17 protein-coding genes, 1 pseudogene and 1 CRISPR repeat array are annotated in these 17,163 nt (G+C 40.2%); of the genes and pseudogenes, 4 read left to right on the top strand and 14 right to left on the bottom strand.

Annotated features, from left to right (window positions below):
- The first annotated feature begins 148 nt into the window (after positions 1-148).
- From RMY64_RS33160 to RMY64_RS33150, 3 genes are all read left to right on the top strand, one after another.
- Positions 149-1,129 (top strand): 2-dehydropantoate 2-reductase, encoded by a 981-nt coding sequence (locus RMY64_RS33160; protein ID WP_322702270.1) that lies wholly within the window; start codon positions 149-151, stop codon positions 1,127-1,129.
- Positions 1,130-1,396: 267 nt separating this feature from the next.
- Positions 1,397-2,887: an ABC transporter permease subunit gene (locus RMY64_RS33155; protein WP_322702269.1), complete on the top strand. Its 1,491-nt coding sequence runs from the start codon at positions 1,397-1,399 to the stop codon at positions 2,885-2,887.
- Positions 2,880-3,614 carry an amino acid ABC transporter ATP-binding protein gene (locus tag RMY64_RS33150; RefSeq protein ID WP_322702268.1) on the top strand — a complete coding sequence of 245 codons (735 nt, stop codon included), beginning with the start codon at positions 2,880-2,882 and terminating at the stop codon, positions 3,612-3,614. Before RMY64_RS33155 ends, RMY64_RS33150 begins: the two co-directional genes overlap by 8 nt.
- Here RMY64_RS33150 and RMY64_RS33145 read toward each other — a convergent pair.
- The 3 genes and pseudogenes from RMY64_RS33145 to RMY64_RS33135 all read right to left on the bottom strand — a co-directional run bounded on the left by RMY64_RS33145 (position 3,611) and on the right by RMY64_RS33135 (position 4,517).
- On the bottom strand, positions 3,611-4,099 hold the full coding sequence (locus RMY64_RS33145; RefSeq protein WP_322666478.1) for an NUDIX hydrolase: 489 nt from the start codon (positions 4,097-4,099) through the stop codon (positions 3,611-3,613). The genes RMY64_RS33150 and RMY64_RS33145 overlap by 4 nt on opposite strands.
- Positions 4,100-4,154: 55 nt before the next feature.
- Positions 4,155-4,256, bottom strand: a pseudogene (locus tag RMY64_RS33140) (type II toxin-antitoxin system VapC family toxin); the annotation flags it as partial.
- An 18-nt stretch (positions 4,257-4,274) separates the two neighbouring features.
- The gene (locus tag RMY64_RS33135; RefSeq protein ID WP_322702267.1) at positions 4,275-4,517 is read right to left on the bottom strand and encodes a hypothetical protein; all 243 of its coding nucleotides are present in this window, start codon (positions 4,515-4,517) and stop codon (positions 4,275-4,277) included.
- A gap of 161 nt (positions 4,518-4,678) precedes the next feature.
- Between RMY64_RS33135 and RMY64_RS33130 the strand changes: the two genes are divergently transcribed.
- Positions 4,679-5,263 (top strand): NAD(P)H-dependent oxidoreductase, encoded by a 585-nt coding sequence (locus tag RMY64_RS33130; protein ID WP_322691611.1) that lies wholly within the window; start codon positions 4,679-4,681, stop codon positions 5,261-5,263.
- A gap of 43 nt (positions 5,264-5,306) precedes the next feature.
- Positions 5,307-5,629: direct repeats of the CRISPR family, unit length 36 nt; unit sequence GTTTCAATCCCTAATAGGGATTTTGATAAATTGCAA.
- Between the two features lie 267 nt (positions 5,630-5,896).
- On the opposite strand, the gene cas2 is transcribed toward RMY64_RS33130, so the two are convergent.
- From cas2 to RMY64_RS33075, 11 genes are all read right to left on the bottom strand, one after another.
- On the bottom strand, positions 5,897-6,184 hold the full coding sequence (cas2, locus tag RMY64_RS33125) for a CRISPR-associated endonuclease Cas2 (RefSeq protein ID WP_322674756.1): 288 nt from the start codon (positions 6,182-6,184) through the stop codon (positions 5,897-5,899).
- A gap of 7 nt (positions 6,185-6,191) precedes the next feature.
- Entirely contained in the window at positions 6,192-7,196 is a 1,005-nt protein-coding gene (gene cas1d, locus RMY64_RS33120) for a type I-D CRISPR-associated endonuclease Cas1d (RefSeq protein WP_322702266.1), read from the bottom strand.
- A 112-nt stretch (positions 7,197-7,308) separates the two neighbouring features.
- Entirely contained in the window at positions 7,309-7,902 is a 594-nt protein-coding gene (gene cas4, locus RMY64_RS33115) for a CRISPR-associated protein Cas4 (RefSeq protein WP_322702265.1), read from the bottom strand.
- Between the two features lie 31 nt (positions 7,903-7,933).
- Positions 7,934-8,770, bottom strand: a complete 837-nt coding sequence (gene cas6, locus RMY64_RS33110; protein WP_322702264.1) for a CRISPR-associated endoribonuclease Cas6 — start codon at positions 8,768-8,770, stop codon at positions 7,934-7,936.
- Positions 8,760-9,380 (bottom strand): 2OG-Fe(II) oxygenase, encoded by a 621-nt coding sequence (locus RMY64_RS33105; RefSeq protein WP_322691615.1) that lies wholly within the window; start codon positions 9,378-9,380, stop codon positions 8,760-8,762. The genes cas6 and RMY64_RS33105 overlap by 11 nt, the downstream gene beginning before the upstream one ends.
- Positions 9,381-9,456: 76 nt before the next feature.
- Positions 9,457-11,739 carry a type I-D CRISPR-associated helicase Cas3' gene (gene cas3, locus RMY64_RS33100; protein ID WP_322702263.1) on the bottom strand — a complete coding sequence of 761 codons (2,283 nt, stop codon included), beginning with the start codon at positions 11,737-11,739 and terminating at the stop codon, positions 9,457-9,459.
- Positions 11,732-12,490, bottom strand: a complete 759-nt coding sequence (cas5d, locus tag RMY64_RS33095; protein WP_322702262.1) for a type I-D CRISPR-associated protein Cas5/Csc1 — start codon at positions 12,488-12,490, stop codon at positions 11,732-11,734. The genes cas3 and cas5d overlap by 8 nt, the downstream gene beginning before the upstream one ends.
- A gap of 3 nt (positions 12,491-12,493) precedes the next feature.
- Entirely contained in the window at positions 12,494-13,522 is a 1,029-nt protein-coding gene (cas7d, locus tag RMY64_RS33090; RefSeq protein WP_322702261.1) for a type I-D CRISPR-associated protein Cas7/Csc2, read from the bottom strand.
- Positions 13,523-13,539: 17 nt separating this feature from the next.
- Positions 13,540-16,233: a CRISPR-associated protein Csc3 gene (locus RMY64_RS33085; protein ID WP_322702260.1), complete on the bottom strand. Its 2,694-nt coding sequence runs from the start codon at positions 16,231-16,233 to the stop codon at positions 13,540-13,542.
- A gap of 122 nt (positions 16,234-16,355) precedes the next feature.
- Complete coding sequence (locus RMY64_RS33080) at positions 16,356-16,715, bottom strand: DUF5615 family PIN-like protein (RefSeq protein WP_322702259.1); 360 nt, start codon at positions 16,713-16,715, stop codon at positions 16,356-16,358.
- Positions 16,712-16,963 carry a DUF433 domain-containing protein gene (locus RMY64_RS33075; RefSeq protein WP_194144152.1) on the bottom strand — a complete coding sequence of 84 codons (252 nt, stop codon included), beginning with the start codon at positions 16,961-16,963 and terminating at the stop codon, positions 16,712-16,714. Before RMY64_RS33075 ends, RMY64_RS33080 begins: the two co-directional genes overlap by 4 nt.
- Between the last annotated feature and the right edge of the window lie 200 nt (positions 16,964-17,163).

The raw sequence follows: 17,163 nt of genomic DNA, 5'->3' as shown, positions 1-17,163 counted from the left end.
ATGAGTTATGAGTTATGAGTTATGAGTTATGAGTTATGAGTTATGAGTTATGAGTAGTAGTTGTGAATCTTCCCACTCTCAGCTGGAGAATTCACTATTGGGAACTTAATTGGATACCGTCTTCTACGACTCATATTCTTTTGACAAAATGAAAATCTGTATTGTTGGCGCGGGTGCGATTGGTGGATATTTAGGGGCGAAATTGGCACTGGCAGGTGAAGAGGTGACATTAATCGCGCGTGGTTCTCATTTGGAGGCAATTCAAAAAAATGGGCTGAAGTTGTTTATGGCAGATGGTTCTAGCCAAATTGCTACTCCATTTCTGGCAACTAGCGATATTCAGTCAGCTGGGCCACAGGATGTAGTAATTTTAACTGTGAAGGCTCACAGTGTTCCGGCGATCGCACCTTTTCTCCCAGCACTCTACGATGCTCACACGATGGTGGTGACAGCCCAAAATGGCGTTCCTTGGTGGTACTTTCGTCAGCATGGCGGTGAGTATGAAGGTACGCGGATTCAATCTGTCGATCCAGATGGGATTATTGAAACTAGTATCGGTGCTGAACGTGCAATTGGTTGTGTTGTTTACCCGGCAACTGAGATAATTGAACCAGGTGTAATTAAACATATTGAAGGCGATCGCTTTACTCTGGGTGAAATCGACGGCACTAAAACCGAACGCATCCAATTATTAGCACAAACTTTAAAACAGGCAGGATTCAAAGCACCAATCCGCAATCAAATTCGCACGGAAATTTGGATCAAATTGTGGGGAAATGTAGCGTTTAATCCGATCAGTGCCTTAACTGGTGCGACTCTAGAGGATATTTGCCGCTATCCCCTCACCCGCGAACTAGCGCGACAAATGATGAGTGAAACTCAAGCGATCGCCGAAAACTTAGGTATAAAATTTGGCATTACTTTAGAACAGCGAATTAATGGCGCAGAAAACGTTGGTGCCCATAAAACCTCAATGCTACAAGATATCGAAGCCGGACGCGCTACAGAAATAGACGCGATCGTTGGTGCGGTGGCAGAATTGGGAAAACTTACTCAAATTCCCACACCTTATATTGATGCGATTTATGCCAGCGTTAAGTTGCTGGAGGCGACTAAAGTCAGAATTTGACAGTCCCGAAGTTTTCATGGGATTAAGGGACTTCCAAGTAATAAAATATCACAATATTTCTTGTGGGATGGGCATCTTGCCCGTCCTGTGAATTGGGCGCTCATGTTGCCCACCCCACCCCCAACCCCTCCCCGCAGGCGGGGAGGGGAGACAAAGCACAGCTTTGGCGGGGTGGGGTTCTTCGGGTTTAATAAGCAATCAAGCGGACATGATATCACAGGTATTATTTGCTCGATTGATGTAGCAGTTTAAGGTGCAGAATATTTTATGAAGAAAAAAAAAGGATGGCTATTGACGATACTGGTTGTAACAGCCGTAGGAATCAGCATCATCACAGGACATAGTAATTCTCTAAAAGCTGCTTCACCTTTAGGGAAAGACACGCTGACGATGATTACTTCCCCAGATTATCCTCCTTATGAGTTTTATGATACGAAAGGAGGCGATCGCCAAATCGTTGGCTTTGATATAGATATTGCCAAAACCCTTGCTGAAAAACTAGGGTTTAAACTTCAAATAATGGAATCTGATTTTAATGGATTAATCCCTGCAATCCAAGCAAATCGCGCTGATTTTGTCATGGCTGGGATGACTCCGACTCCAGAACGTCAAAAAAACATTGATTTTTCAATTATTTATTACGAAGCCAAAGATACGATTGTCGCTCCTAAAGGTAGCAATCTCAAGCAACCCCAAGACTTATCACAGAAAAAAGTTGGGGTGCAACTAGGAACGATACAAGAACAAAATGCCCAAAAAATTGCGAAAAAAGTTGCGGGTATTCAGCTAAAGCAACTCAATAAAGTGCCGGAAGTAGTTCAAGAAATCAAATCTGGGCGAATTGATGCCGCAATTGTTGAAGATACCGTCGCTAAAGGATTTGCCCAAGCTAACCCAGATTTAGAATTTAATACTATTCCCTCAGAGGAAGCAAGTGGATCGGCGATCGCTTTTCCTAAAGGTTCTTCTTTTGTAGAACCGTTTAACAAAGTCCTTCAACAAATGAAGGATGATGGCACATTGGCTAAACTTGTCACCAAATGGTTTTCACAGAATACCGCCGCCAATTCTGCATCTTCAACTCCTACCAAAGGCGGATTGAATCTCGACTTCACCAGAATTCTTCCTGACATTCCCTTTATTCTGCGGGGAATCCCGTTAACTTTGTTGTTTACCCTATTATCTGTAACCTTGGGGTTAATCTGGGGAACAATCCTGTCTCTGTTAAAAATTCTCGGCATCAAGCCGCTTACCTGGGTTGCTAACGCCTACACCTCTGTTTTTCGAGGTACACCTTTGCTTTTACAGTTGGCATTAGTTTATTACGCAACACCCCAGCTTACAGGCTATGACATTTCCGCATTGGAGGCTGGGGTGTTAACTTTTACCTTGAATTCTGGCGCTTATATGTCGGAAACCATCAGAGGTGGGATTCAAGCGGTGGATAAAGGACAAAGTGAAGCGGCGATGTCTATGGGTGTTCCCTATTGGTTGATGATGTGGGATGTGATTTTGCCCCAAGCATTAAAGAACATTCTCCCAGCATTGGTAAATGAAACTATCGGATTGCTCAAAGATTCCGCGCTGGTGTCAACTATTGGGGTAGTGGAAATATTACGCAGCGCTCAAATCGTTGGTGCAAACAAATATATTTATTTTGAACCACTACTATTTGCAGGGTTAATCTACTATGTTTTGGTAATGGGTATGACCTTGGGTGCATCCGCTTTAGAAAGGAGGTTACGAGAAAGTGAGTAATGTAGTCATTCGCACAGAATTTTTATCTAAATCCTTTGGCAAACTCGACGTACTCAAAGATATTTCCACTGAGTTTTACCAAGGGGAAGTGGTTGCCATATTAGGCCCTTCTGGTTCGGGTAAGTCTACCTTTTTACGATGCATAAACTTGCTAGAACAACCCACCAGAGGGAGAATTTACTTTCACGACCGAGAAATTACCAATCCCAAAGCAAATATTGCTAAAGTACGCCAGCATTTAGTGATGGTATTTCAACATTTTAATTTGTTTCCCCACATGAATGTGCTGGAAAATGTCACCTACGCGCCGATAAAGGTGAAAGGTGTTAACAAGCAAAAAGCAGCAGAACATGGCTTAGAATTGCTGAAGAAGGTAGGTTTAGAATCAAAAGTGTCTGTGTATCCATCCAAATTATCTGGGGGACAGAAACAGCGAGTAGCGATCGCCCGTGCATTAGCAATGGAACCTGAGATGATTTTATTTGATGAACCCACCTCTGCTTTAGATCCCGAAATGGTCAAAGATGTGCTGGAAGTGATGAAAGGTTTAGCACTATCTGGAATGACAATGGCGATCGTTACTCATGAAATGGGCTTTGCCAAAGAAGTTGCCAATCGGATTATGTTCCTCGATCGGGGAAGTTTAGCAGAAGATACTACTCCTAGCGAGTTTTTCCAAAATCCTCAGTGCGATCGCGCCAAGCAGTTTTTGGAAAAAATGCTTTAGAACATCAGGAATTTGCCGCTTTCTTTATATTCTTGAAACTTTTCTAAAACAGGGCGATCGTTTGGCATTAACGTAGGTAAGTCAGCTAAATCAAAAAATTCCAGCGCCAGCGATTCTCCATCTAAGCAAGCGAGACTGCCTGACCATTCAACGGCTCGCAAAATTAAAATGAAATTTTGGACGCGATCGCCATTGGGATAAGTTACAGTTTCAAAGGCTGGATTGGAAGAAAACCCCACAGCTTCAAAACGCTTAACTGTTAAACCAGTTTCTTCAAAAACTTCTCGTGCTGAACATTCTTCGGCAGAGTCACCTACTTCTGGACAGCCACCAGGTAGCCCCCAAAGTTTGAAATCACTCCGCTTTTGCAACAAAACGCGCCCCAAATTATCCTCTATAATCACACGTGCGCCAAATAATAGAAGTAAGCGATCGCCTACAATTTGTCGTAACTTGCCGAGATAAGAATCTGACCAATTCGCCATAATCTGAGAGAAAGTTTGTAAAGAAACTCTAAAAGTAGCAAACAGCGATCTAAATCTACTTCAGTGTTTTCACGCCAGGGTAGTTAAGAATTTTGGCATCTGAAGTTAACAAAGGACAATCATAAAATCTGGCTGTAGCCACAATAAGTTGGTCAAATATGAGTATCAAGTACAATCATTGCAAAACTTCCCAGTCCTCCAAGGCTACGGGTTCTGTGGGGTCGTCATAACGGTATGGCTGTGTGTTGTGTAATAGATTTGGATTTGTCTCAAATTTGGGTTTTGGCGCTGCTTGGTGGTGTAAAGTTTTCGTTTCCAGAATAATCACTTCCACAGCATCTCCGGCATGAAAGGGTAAACCGCGTAGTGTCAAAGTTCCATCTTCAGTTAAAACGACTTCTATCTTGTGAGCATTCATATTTCGACTTCAAAGGCAAATTTTCAGTCTTCACTAGAATTAGTGTAATTTTGTAACTTAGAGATAGTTTGTAAAGAAACTCTAAAAGTAGCAAACAGCGATCGCCTGAAAACAGGATAATGCAGTTGAACAGGTTAATCCTTCCCATTCAACCTAGAATTATGGCATCTACACCGAAAATCCTCGCCTTTGCAGGCAGCACCCGGATAGATTCTTACAACAAAAAACTGGTAAAAATCGCCGCAGCTGGCGCTAAGGCAGCAGGCGCAGAAGTGACTTATATAGACCTCCGCGATTTGCCCTTACCTCTGTATGATGAAGACTTGGAAGCTCAAGAAGGACTACCAGCCAATGCCCGCACGTTTAAGGACTTGATGATTTCTCATCAAGGATTACTGATTGCTTCGCCAGAATATAACAGTTCACTCACAGCAGTTTTGAAGAACGCCATTGACTGGGCATCCCGTCCATATCAAAATGAAGCACCTTTGGCTTTGACTGCTTTTGCAGGGAAGGTTGCTAGTATTATGAGCGCTTCCCCAGGCGCTCTTGGTGGTTTGCGGGGGTTGGTTCACCTGCGCTCTATTTTGGGAAACATCAAAGTTTTGGTACTTCCCGATCAAATAGCAGTACCCAAAGCTTATGAAGCCTTTGATGCTGATGGCACCTTAAAAGATCCGAAACAGCAACAATCTATTGAGCAGTTAGGCGATGGCTTAACAAAGATATTGCTGAAGCTTAACTAAATTCTTCAGGTGTTCAGTAAATAACGAACACCTATAAGTAAATGTTTTAATCCCTAATAGGGATTTAGATAAATTGCAATGAGTTTACCCCATCCAGAAAAACGGGGTCAGGCTGTGTTTCAATCCCTAAGAGGGATTTAGATAAATTGCAATTAAAGACCTTACCGATGATATGCGACTTGAACTTGAGTTTCAATCCCTAATAGGGATTTAGATAAATTGCAATATCCAGAGTGATACCACTCTTACCTCAGTGATAAGTTTCAATCCCTAATAGGGATTTTGATAAATTGCAAGCGCTTCGATAACTTCCGACTTGCTCGTATTTTGGTTTCAATCCCTAATAGGGATTTTGATAAATTGCAAAGCGGGAGCCTGAAAGCCAAGCTGTATTTAGTTTTCAAGGTGCGGTTGCGCGATTATCGAGCAATCATAGCATTAGAGAATTCGTTTGGAAAGAGCGCCAGGAAAATTTAAAGGCTAAAATCGTATTTTGATAAGCATTTCAGGGATTGCGCGGATGAGGATTAGGCGACTAATGGCTTCAAAGCCTTGCTGGAGTTGGGATAGAAGCATTTTTTTGGGCTGTGAAATTTTTACACCTACCCTTTCGCGCATTTGAGATGCAGAAACCTAGCTAGAAGGAGACTCAGCAAAGAAAATTGTTTCGTCTCGTGGCTGTTCTCCGCCAATGCGTTCGACTTTTCGCTGACAACAGCCACACAGAAAATAAAAACGAACGCTGTCAGTGTCGGGTTTAATCAATTTAGCTAAACGCGATCGCAGTTTAGCATACTGAGTCAGAGTGATATCGCACTCAAATACACTCAGTTGCATCCATTGTCCATAGGACTTAAGAATCGAATGGATTTTAGTACGACGCTTATCTTCTGGAATGTCGTAGCTGACAACAATATACATGGGGAAGTTATTTGAGAATTAAAGGAGGATATTTATCGATTTCATTCATCAGGTACTTACTCAACAACCTCGCTTGAATTTCAAAGGATTCTTGGTAGGTGCATTTGTTTCCCAAAACTGGATGTTTAAAACTCGATAGTTTCTTTTGTTGGTAGGCGCGAAGGAATGTATGCAGTCCTTCTTTGGTTAAAGTCACAGCACCACTGAGCGGTTCGGTGGTAAAGTCAGTTAGGGTTAGCGATCGCTTGTTAATCAGCGACAACACTACAGCATCCACTATTAAAGGACGAAATTCTTCCATCAAATCCAACGCTAGAGAAGGTCTACCATAACGTTCAACATGTAAGTATCCTAGATAAGGATCGAAGCCGACAATATTTAAAGCACTTTGCACATCATGACGTAGCAATGAATACCCAAAACTCAGTAGAGCATTAACTGGATCGGTTGGTGGGCGGCGGCGTCTGGCTTCAAATCGAAATTCTGAGGTTTTGATTAGCTGTTGAAAACAACCGAAATAAGCTGCACTACCAGCACCTTCTAAGCCTCTGAGGGAATCAATACTGTTAGTTTTTTCGATTGGTGCGATCGCATTTTCTAATCGAGTGATGTTATTATTCAGGTCAAGATCGGGATGTTCTCGCTGAGTGCGAAGTAAAGTGTGGCGGTAATTTTTCAATTTACCTCGCACAAATCCTCTGACTAAATGGATTGCTGGTTCTGATTCTCCCACAGCTTGCCATTGGGCTTTACGAACAAAGATATTTTTAGTAGCTTCTGGTTCTAAACGCCCTAAATATCGTCCATTTTGTGTGAGAAAAGTTAAGTAAATGTGACGTTCTAAAAGTTCATTAACGACGGCAGGAGAAATAGTAGCCCGCCCTAATACTACAATTCCCTCTATTTTAATTAAAGGGATATCCATGATAGTTTTTTGTTCAGCTTTGACGGTGAGACGTTCGTCAACTTTGCCGATAAAAGCATCAGCTTGTGTTACGTAAAGTGTTCCCATTATTTAATCCTTAATTAATTGAAAGTTATCAAACTCAATACAATTTTGTTAGCTTATTTGAACAGTCTTGAAAGTTAATATGTCCTCAAGCAAGAATTTACCAGAGTATGATTTAATTGACTTCTTGATAATTTTTGACTTTATCGGTTGCTTTGGGTAAACATTGCGAATAAAGACTGCATCCTTGGCAACGTTTGCTGTAAACTGGTTTTGGCATTGCTCCTGTTTCTAGGAGATTTGTGACAGCTTCAATAGTAGCGATCGCACTTTGCCGTAACTCTGCATTAATCTCTACTAATTGCCGTTGATGGGAGTGGGCATAATAGATATATCCAGTAGTTACAGGTTCTCCTGTCATCTCTTCTAAACATAAGGCTTGGGCACAAACTTGCAACTCATCGTTATCCCATTCGCCTTTGCGTCCTCGTTTGTATTCCACTGGATAAACTTGACCTGATTCGGATTCAATTAAATCAGATTTCCCGATGAGTTTGTATTGCTCAGACTTTAGCCAAATTGCTCTAATTTGCCAAGTTTCTCCTCGCTGTATATCGCTTGTAGTGTGGACGCGATCGTGTAAAGTTGTGCCTTCAATTGTGTATTGATTATCAGTAAATTCCCCTGCACAAAACATCCGCCAACAGCGATGCGGACAATAGGCATATTGATTCAATACCGCAATAGAAATATATTCAGTTTGGTTCATAACTTAGGTGGTTTTTAAATGATTATTAGAATTATGGAGAATACAGCCGCCGTGTCATCCCCATACCCATTGTTGTTTTGCGACCAATTCCTGCATACAAAGCAAAATCAGCTAAAGCGTTAATTTGCTTAATTTGTATGGGTTCAACTGCTCCCAAAATCTTGTAGTTAACTTCGCCAATAATGCCAATAAATTTGCTGCGAGAATCAGCTAATATTTCTGTGTGAATGTTGACAAATGAGGGAAATATTGACTCGATCGCAATCTGAGTCAATTCTATGCCACTGTATTTATTCCACCGTGAAAGTAGGGAATTAAATACAGATTCTCTAGTAGGAAGGGTAGTATCATACTGTCCTTGACGGAAGGCGGTAGGCGTGGAGAAGGTAAGGTTAATGGAAGAATTGCGATCGCTAGCTTCTTCGTATAATTGAGCATAAGTATTGGCATTCGCCCAAGGTTGAATAGATTGGGGTGTGCCTTGAATACTAGTAATATACAAGTCAGCCGGGCCAAGATGCCAAGGGCGATTGGGATTAAGATTTAGCCAAAGTTGGGTAAGTTTACCAAATAGAGTGTCATCTAATAAGGAGATGCGCCACCAACAAGGTGTTCCGGCGGGAATGGGTTGTTGATGTGAATATTGCAATTTAGATCCCCCCTTACCCCCCTTCAAAAGGGGGGAATTAATTTGTAAGGGAGAGAGGGTGAAAGCTTTATCTGCGGTGGAATCGTGCAAGCGATCGCCTAATGTGCTATCTACAGAACTAACAAGAGTTAAAAATAGGGCGTGGAGATGTCTACCTGTAAGATACTGTGGTGGAATAGGCGATTGAGGTAGCAAATTCAACACTAAACTATGAGGCATACTTTCTCTTTTTGGTTGTAGACTGAGTGATTCTTGACTCTACAGTAAACTCAGGGATTTCCTGGAGTTCAGCATCACTCAAACTATACTGTTCGCAAACGAGACTTAAGCGATTTCCTGGGGTTTTGACAGCGTTAACCGAATGAGTTAAATCACCTTGAAAATAAACCAAAGTATTGAATTGGGGCTTAATTTGCCCAAGTTGGCGTTTGTGCGATCGCAATACCAGTTCTCCCCCTTCCATATCCGCAGGTACGCGCACATAGAGAACGCTCACAACCGCAGGCGGTTCAATGGTTTTGGAGTATGAACGTAGGGAGCGATCGATATGCGGATCGACGCGGGAGCCTTCTTTTAGCTGTAAAGGATTGAGGTAAAAAGCATTACAACTCGGCTGGAGAGCCAAATCAAGGTAAGGCTTGAAGTAGGGAAACTGCTGTTCTACTTTTGCTAATCCAGAACGCTGGAACACTACAGAAAATCCTTTAGTGGCGACAAAATCGCGGTTGAGGTTGTTGATAGCAAAGTAAGGACAAGCTTGGATTTCTCCCCACAAGTTGTTGAGGTAATCGCTGGGGAAGGCGTTGGTTTGTTGTTGGTAGTATTTCACTGGGGATGTGAGAGAAATATGCTTATAAATTGATGTTCTACAAATTCTCGCACCAATGGTGCGAGAATTTAATTACTTATCCTGCAATAAAAACTTCATCATCTGGAAGACGTAATTGTTTAAACTTCATTGCCATTGTTAAAATTCCTGACAAACCTGTAAAAAATCTATATTCTTTCTCCATATCATTACAATCAATAATTATTGGATAAGAAATAATTCCTTGTTTATTTAATTGAAAAATAACAGCAGCATTTGTTATTGGGCAAATAATTACTCCTGGTAAAAGATGTTTATTCAAAGCTTGTATTAGAGGTGTGGGTCGTATTGCTCCTCCAGCACTGCGGATAATTTGACAATTTTTAAAAGCTGTTAGTTTGTTCAGTTCTGTACTGATAAATTCTTGCCAGTTATCAGTATAACGCAATCGAAAACTCAATTGATAAGTTTCAAGAGCGCGACTGGTGACTTCAATATAATCACCATTTTGGATAAATTCGTAATAGCGCAATAGGTGAAAAGGATCTAGTCTTGTTTCCTCTGATTCATCTAAAATAAAACCATGAGGGTCACGAATGGAAAGACTTTCAAATAGACTAGAGCGAAAATCAAATAATGGTGCATAACTGGTACTAAAAACTTCAGCAAATTCTTTTAATTCAGCTATTACACGATCATCTTGTTTAAGCAATGAGTTTACGTATTCTTCTATAGTGGCTCGTCCGGCTTGTAAATCTGCCCAATCTTCACTAAAATTTGCTTTGATAAAAGTTTTAACAAAGGCTTGACCACCTTTAATATACTTCCAATCCTTTTTGATTTCTTTGGGGGTTTTTTTCGCAATAGTTTCAGCACCTCTCAAAAGTTTCATTCTATAGCGATAATCATCCCAAGTTCTGTTTCCGTCAAAAATAGATTTTAGAGTATTGAACAAATCCAAAATCAATTTTTCCTCAGCTAAACCTTCAAGCATTTCTTCCAATTCCAACAAGGGACGGGCAATTTCCAGAAATGCTTCTGAACGCCAGTAAGCTTTTAAAAAAGGCTTATCTAAACAGGGAAGTGTTTCAAGTAAGTCTTTTAGCGCGGTACGTCCCCCAGTAGTATCTAGAGAGGTTAAACCTTCATCCCAAGCGTTAGCAGGTAAGTATGCAATAGCTTCTGAATCAATATTGGTTTCAGATTTACCCAAAACACGCCCTACTCTACCAATTCTCTGCCAAAATGCGGCGCGATCGCGTGCTGAAAAAATCAACCAATCTAAATTTTGCCGTTTCGGTTCAGGATGTCTTTCAAAGTTAAATCCTACATCTACAGTGCTAGTAGCTAAAATGATTTTACATTGCATAGCCCTTTGTCTATCTTTTTTCGGTGCAGGGCCTGTAATGCGTCCGATGTCATCACCAAGTCCTTGCTGTCGCAGTAAATCTGATAAACGATTAATATTATCGAGAGAGTCCAAAATTACAGCACCATTTTCATCAGGTCTTTCTCGAAAACGTTGGACAACTTCTGCTGCTAACTCTGCTAACCACTCTTCCTTACTATCTGGTTTTGGTCTTAATTCCAGATTAACTGCTGTTTGTGATAGTAAAAGATTAGTATTACCTGCTTCTCCATCAATTATTGCTATTTTCACACCAGCTTGTTTTAAATTCTGCAATGCTAATTCACAAGCTGGTTCTGGTGTTGCTGTGAGTAAAACTACCTTGCGTCCATTTTCAAAAAACCGAAAAACATGAGAATAAGCAAGATAAAACAGCATTCCTACTAGCTGTTTAGCATCATAGAGGTGAAATTCATCAAAAATGACTGTAGAAAATTTGGTGTAAAAACCAGCAGCAATATTGCCTCTATCGAGATTGTTATATGCAAAGAAAGTTGCATAGTAAAAAATATCAGGATTTGTTATCAAAAGAATTGGTGTATTTGCCCCAACATCATTGAAAATTGTAGCGGGATTTCGCAAAACATTATACAGCTTTTCTCCTGAACGACGGCCAACTTTATAGTCAGACCAGCTTTTAATATCTTTAGCTGAGGCTGATTTCACAACATGAGGTAAATTAGCATCACGAACAAACTGTTTTGCTGCTTCTGTTTGCTGTTCAATTAAAGCATTCGTGGGAGCAATGTAAACAGCACTATTATTCGGTTGATGTTTTAATACTGCTAATCCTGCTTTAGTTTTACCTGTGCCAGTTGGTGCTAAATCAAGGGTAATGTCTGCATCTTGCGATTGTTCAAATACATCTAGTTGCTGTTGAAGTGCATTCTTTATGAAAGATATTTTATCTGGTGATGCACAAGCTGAAATACTGCGGGGTTCTAATCTGATAACTAAGTTTTGATTACTCATTGCTACTTTCTCTACCGCAAAAATGCAAATCTGCTGGTACAATCATTTCTCCAATTTGCCAAGCAGCACCCCGAAAACGAAGATTTTTAATAATGGGTGCAGGAGGAATGGAAATTAAATCGAACGCTAAAGTCTCTATTTGCTGTGGTAAATCAGCAGCATTTAGATAGTGTTGACTTTGATATTCACCTTCTGGTAGTAGAGTCACAGGAAATTCATTAAGTACATTCACCTTGACCTTACTCATGAATTTACCAAGGCGAATATAAGTTGGTAATTGGTGATTTCCAAATACCAAAGTTTGAAATTTATTTCTGCGTTCAATCATCCGTAATCTTCCAGTTTGCGGAAAATTACTCGGTCTAAATGAATTTGGTTTTTTCCCTTGGCGTTGTAATGGTAAATCTTCCCGCGCGGTAGCAACACGGTTATTAGTCATTGCATACCAGTATGAATCAGAAAGAGCATTGAAACGTTCAAATCTGAATGTAACTCTACCGACTGGAGAAGCTGGTAAGATATAAAAATCCTGTGCTATTGGTTGTAAATCTTCTTTATAGGTTGGTCGTCCTGTAGCCTGACCTTGGAGGCGATAGGGGGAATTTACCTTACCTAAAGCATAAGTAAGAGCATAATTCCCAATTACCCCCTCAGTGTAATAGGTATCAGACAACTCCCTAGAGGCAAAAAAGACTGGCTCAAGACAGTATAATTCAACAAGTTTTGCCTGCTGAAAAGGAATTGTTGACATAATTTAACTCTCTACTTCAACTGGTGTATTTTTAGTTTTACCCTTAGCCTTTTTCTTTTCAGTTGCAACCTGACGGAAGGGTTCATAAGATTGGGTTAAACGCTTGAGAAAATTATCGCGTTCAGCTTCTGACCAATTAGTTTCTACATCAGTCAGTAAATTTGCTAATTCTTCTTCAGATAGCTGCACAGAAACCCCTCTCTTATTTTTCCAATTACCAATTACTTGTTTGCTTGCAGTAATTAATTGATTAATATTCAAAGGGTGTTCTAAAGGCTTACCTAAGACATCATAAGTAGCTTGTACAAGTTCTAGAGAACTAGGAAGTTCGGTAATACTGCCAAATACGCCTAATATCTCATTTTCCATTCGTCCAACACGACTGGAAACCGCACCGTAACGGCTGGTGAAAAGAATATTACCAACGATATATCGCAGTTCATCCGCAGTTACATCTTTTAGGGTAACGATATCCAGAAAATGCACGCCTGGTTTGATGTATTCGCTGGTATTTAATGCTGTTGAGGCGTTACCTTTTTCATCGCGCATTGTACCAGTTTCGTAGATGGCGTTTATGGTGCGATCGCCTACAACATCACTAGCAGCTAAAATACTAAAAGCATCCTCAGTCCAAATGCGACTTTTTTGAGCGCCACCACCACCAGCAGCGAAGCCGTAAAGGAAACAATCTGCACACATTTCACAAGGTGCATTAGTATTTAAAGAACAAAGAGCGCCATCTTTAGGGTTAGTGTATAAAAGCTCATGCGCTCTTAAATGTTCTCGTCCGTAGCGTCTTTCTGGTGCTACTTGTTTACGTTTAGTCATTACCAAACGTTGAATTATAGTTTTTTGATTTTCACCCTCTAAACCAGCTTGGACAAATTCGCTACACATTGGTTCACCTGAACCTTCTGTGCGAAAGATAGTTTCTGAATGGGTTGTTCTTAAAACAACTAAAGTTATAAAACGTCCTTTGGGGAAATTCTCATAGCTTGTTGCTAGTACCGAGGAAAGTTTTGAAATGGACATGATAAACTCCTAATTATTTAAACAGTTGTAGTTGTTTCGACAGAATCATCTTCAGATTGACTTTTAAGTTGTTTACGTGCTTCCTCAAGGAAGAATAAATAAGCAGCTTCTAAAGTTTTTTGGTCAGATAAAAACTTTTCAGGACGTGCTGAATAAACCTCCTCATATAGTTTTCGTAATAGCTCGTAATAACGCTTGACCTGTTCATACTTTGTTGCACCTACGCCATGCTCACGGATACGGTCTAAGCGAGTATGATATTGTTGTACTAAAGCGGCAAAAATTACATCTAAACCCAAATAAGGCTTTTGAGAACGAATAGCAGCAATAAAGGCTGTAAACGGTTCTGCTTGAGCAGTTCGTTTAAAAGAACTTCCCCAAATTTTTCCCTCTGCTGCAACTTGAGCAGCTTCTCGAAGATATTTAGTTAAGAGTAAGTTTTCATCCGGCATAAAGCTCTCCAGTAAAGTATTTAACGGTTCACAAATGCGACTCCAAATAACACTCAAGTTTGGTTCGTCTTGTTCTCGCAGAGTCCAACGTAGCAAGACATAAAAAAGTTCAATTGGTCTGACACAAGCGCGAGCCAAATCATAGAGACAATCATCAGCTTTCTGAATACTTGCAACAGATGTTGCTAGTTTGCCAATGCAACGTAGTCGCTCAAGAATTTTTTCTGCATCTTGGCGTTGCTGATATTGTCCATTTCCCAGTAAAGTTTGCAGTGCAGAAGGAATTCCCTCTATTCGTCCGTAAACATCATTAGATAATTCCACCTCTAGATTGCTACTCAAAGTAAAAGGAAAGCCAATATCTAAAGACAAGGAAATTTCTAAAGCAAGTCTCAGTGATTTTAGTAAAGCTAAAGAATTATTAACATCTCCCCAAACTAGAGGAATAATCACAGATGTGTGAACAAAATCAGGACGTTTTGGCAATGCTAAACCAACTACTTTGTTGGCTTTAAATTCAAGCTGGTTATCTTTATATAATTTCAATTCATCAACTGTGACAGTACCACCTTCAGCATTTGTTGCTGCAAGTTGTTTTAAAAGTCCACGCCAAATTCTCAACAGTTCTGGAGCAGAACCTTTAGGTAATGCTAAGTGCAAATAAAGCGGGTCTTGTTTTTTAACAGCAGGGAAATTCGCCCCGACTGCCATTAATTGGTACGCTAAAGCTGCAATTGAATCTGCTTGTCTTTTCGGTTCAGCACTGATACCACCCGGTAAGCGGTTAGAAAAAGCTTGGACTTTTGTACCAGGAGGCATATTATCTGAAATTAGTTCATCTATATCAGTGGAAGTAGAACCTAAAGAGCATCTTTGTCTGGGATTTGCTTCTACATAAGCATTTAAATCATTGCCTCCATTTAGCCGAATAGCAAAAGGTAAATTTACCATTCTGCTAACGGCTGCAATCATTTCTTCAGATACTTCTGTTTCGTCAGATATTTGTGTAGTTTCCTTTCTTAGTTGAAAAGATTCTTGTAGAGCTTCTTTAATACCCTCAATTCCTTTAACAGTAGCTTTAGCAGCAAATAAAGGTCGCCCATATTGACCATTAAATGGCTCAATTGCAGTACGCTGAAGTTCAGATATACCCGTATGATGAGCGATTTTATCCCAAACTTCTTTGGGGCTTAATCCGGCTTCGCGGTAACTAAGATAAGCTGCTTTCAACCCCTCAGATATAGCAAATTCTTCTGCGTTGTTTACAGGTAATAACTGAAGTTCAGCCGCTTTTATTAGTGCATCTGCACCAGCCGCTTCACCCCACTTAGTTACATCTTTAGCAATTTTGTCTGATTTATAACCAGCTTTTTTTCTTTCTAAAAGAGCCTCAACATTTACCAAAACTTCCTCAATATTTTGTTGGATAGCTTGATGAGTAACTTTAATACCATCCTTGGTAGCTCTGACAAGTCTTTCGATATTATTCCCAAAAACTTGGTCAATTTTACTTTGCCAAACAGCAGCTATTTCTTTTGTAAAATCAACATTTAGTAAAGCTTCTCCTTCAAAAAGTTCGCCATCAGGGAAAATTGCTAAAGGATTTAACCCATGCTTTTGCAAAACTTCTTCGCAAGCACCCAGCAATAGGGCTGTAATATAGCCTTTATCCTCAGAGATACTGATTCTAAAAAGATTACAGCTTCGCCCAAAAGCAACGGTTAATTCTTTTTCCAGTTTGCGAAAACGTTGTGCATCTGGAATTCCTAAATCAAATAAATCCGCAGCTGTAAGCATCGCCGCCCAACGTTCAATATTTGGGTCTTCTGGTAAAAATCTTGCTCCATCGCTGACGTTATGACCTGAATGGCGTTCAATTAGCTTTCTAACTAACTCCAAATCATCTTCTGAGACAACAAAGGTAAGTACACAAGCCTTTTCAAGTTGTTCTCGTAAAAACTCCTGATTTCTAGCCAGGGTTTTAACATTGCGTCCTTTGGTATCTAATTTATTCAGGTCATGTACAGCAGTTGCGGCTAGTAGCAAAGGTCTTTTATCTTCTGGAACTTCTGCTATTCGGCTGACTGTCAAAATGAACTGACACGCAGAATCGAGGTGTTCTGCAAGGGTTGTACCCTTTCTTACGCCGTACTGATGATGATATGCATGATTTTCGTAAAGCTGGGGGCGAATTTCACTGAAATAAATCTCCTCCAAAGTTTTGGGAGGAGCATTTAAAAGCCGACTGCGCTTAATCATATTGAGAGATATAAATTGTAAATAGATTTAATACCAAACTCAGTCTCACAAAGTGGTCAACAAACACCATAGTCTGTCTTAATTTCTTGTGCCACTAGTACGAGTTTTTATTGAATGAATTTTCAAGCCCTATTTTCAGGTGGGCAAATTCTAACTCTATCTAATTCAGGAGTTACAATTGCACCAGAGAATAATTCGTTTCCGTAAAGCTGAAGTACCCGCAAACAAACTATTGATTGTTCTGTGGTTGAGAGATTAACTAAGCGCAAGATACCACAGTGACGATTTCCCCGCAAAATTGCTAACTCTCCAAAATCTTTATCAAGGGTGACTAAAATCCTACCTTCACGATAGGCTGTTGCTAAAATTTCTTCGTCACCTCGATCTTTTGGCCAATCTCCAGACCAAACTACATCATGCCCAGCCGTTTGTAAATCGGTACGCACCCTAGCATTAATGCAAGTATCTAGTAATATTTTCACCTTGGAGACTCTATGAATAAAGGTTCAACTCGTTCATGACCAACTAACCTTCGTGCATAGACTAAACAGGCTTGTACATCTTCCCGTTCTAACCAGGGATAAGCTTCTAGCAAAGTTTCAATAGTATCTCCTACTGCTAACATTCCTAAAATATGTTCAACAGCTAGGCGACGACCTCGAATAATGGGTTTACCGCCAAAGATTTGGGGGTTAAATGTAATTCTTTCTAGTAATGTTTGTTCGTTCATGGTTTATACGATGACCTCTAATACAAGGTTTATCGAAACAAATATTGGAGTTAAGGGAAATTCTGGACAGTTTATTTTTGCAAACAAATCCCTATCAGGGTTGGTCAGCCAGAGTTACTCTCAGGCTTTTTTAATGTCTTCTTTGATAACCCCATTGCAAGAGCATCAAAGTAATGTGATTACACTTCCCTTAATGAACA

It is taken from the genome of Nostoc sp. DedQUE08 (assembly GCF_034530895.1).
Lineage (GTDB): Bacteria > Cyanobacteriota > Cyanobacteriia > Cyanobacteriales > Nostocaceae > Nostoc.
The sequence above is the reverse complement of the archived record's forward strand: the minus strand, read 5'-3'. Positions and strand labels throughout refer to the sequence as shown.

Bases quoted from the DNA above. Each gene is read 5' to 3' on its own strand.
- RMY64_RS33160 (WP_322702270.1), top strand. From the start codon at position 149: ATGAAAATCTGTATTGTTGGCGCGGGTGCGATTGGTGGATATTTAGGG.
- RMY64_RS33155 (WP_322702269.1), top strand. From the start codon at position 1,397: ATGAAGAAAAAAAAAGGATGGCTATTGACGATACTGGTTGTAACAGCC.
- RMY64_RS33145 (WP_322666478.1), bottom strand. From the start codon at position 4,099: ATGGCGAATTGGTCAGATTCTTATCTCGGCAAGTTACGACAAATTGTA.
- RMY64_RS33135 (WP_322702267.1), bottom strand. From the start codon at position 4,517: ATGAATGCTCACAAGATAGAAGTCGTTTTAACTGAAGATGGAACTTTG.
- RMY64_RS33130 (WP_322691611.1), top strand. From the start codon at position 4,679: ATGGCATCTACACCGAAAATCCTCGCCTTTGCAGGCAGCACCCGGATA.
- cas2 (WP_322674756.1), bottom strand. From the start codon at position 6,184: ATGTATATTGTTGTCAGCTACGACATTCCAGAAGATAAGCGTCGTACT.
- cas1d (WP_322702266.1), bottom strand. From the start codon at position 7,196: ATGGGAACACTTTACGTAACACAAGCTGATGCTTTTATCGGCAAAGTT.
- cas4 (WP_322702265.1), bottom strand. From the start codon at position 7,902: ATGAACCAAACTGAATATATTTCTATTGCGGTATTGAATCAATATGCC.
- cas6 (WP_322702264.1), bottom strand. From the start codon at position 8,770: ATGCCTCATAGTTTAGTGTTGAATTTGCTACCTCAATCGCCTATTCCA.
- cas3 (WP_322702263.1), bottom strand. From the start codon at position 11,739: ATGAGTAATCAAAACTTAGTTATCAGATTAGAACCCCGCAGTATTTCA.
- cas5d (WP_322702262.1), bottom strand. From the start codon at position 12,490: ATGTCAACAATTCCTTTTCAGCAGGCAAAACTTGTTGAATTATACTGT.
- cas7d (WP_322702261.1), bottom strand. From the start codon at position 13,522: ATGTCCATTTCAAAACTTTCCTCGGTACTAGCAACAAGCTATGAGAAT.
- RMY64_RS33085 (WP_322702260.1), bottom strand. From the start codon at position 16,233: ATGATTAAGCGCAGTCGGCTTTTAAATGCTCCTCCCAAAACTTTGGAG.
- RMY64_RS33075 (WP_194144152.1), bottom strand. From the start codon at position 16,963: ATGAACGAACAAACATTACTAGAAAGAATTACATTTAACCCCCAAATC.